This is a genomic window from Streptomyces lushanensis (assembly GCF_001700515.1).
GTDB lineage: Bacteria > Actinomycetota > Actinomycetes > Streptomycetales > Streptomycetaceae > Streptomyces > Streptomyces lushanensis.
Map to the genome: position 1 here is coordinate 6495 of NZ_MAUD01000353.1, position 338 is coordinate 6832.

General features: G+C 79.6%; 1 pseudogene. It reads right to left on the reverse strand.

Annotated elements, in window-relative coordinates:
- Window positions 1–329, reverse strand: a pseudogene (locus BFF77_RS35950) (ATP-binding protein); the annotation flags it as partial.
- Between the last annotated feature and the right edge of the window lie 9 nt (window positions 330–338).

A 338-nucleotide genomic window follows, 5' to 3' on the forward strand; every position in this document is an offset into this window, starting at 1 on the left:
GTACGGCCCGAGCCGGCGGACCCGGTGAGATGGACGGAGCGGCCGCGGCCCAGCAGCCCGACCAGCCGCGTGCGTTCCTCGGCGCGCTCCAGGAGCGGCAGCGGCGGCGCGGCGGGGCCCGGCGGTACGGGCGGCCGGCCCGCCCGCTGGAGCGCGGCGCGCTCCTCGGCGGTGCGCCGCACGGGCGCGGCGGGCCTGCGGCCCGGCGGGCAGAGCTCGATCTCGCTGCCGTCGACGGGATTGACGGTCAGCAGGAGGTCGCCCGAGACGAGCTGGACCGTACGCGCGGGCGAGGGCGTGGCGGATCCGGAGCCCTTGAGATGTCCCAGGGCGGGGGT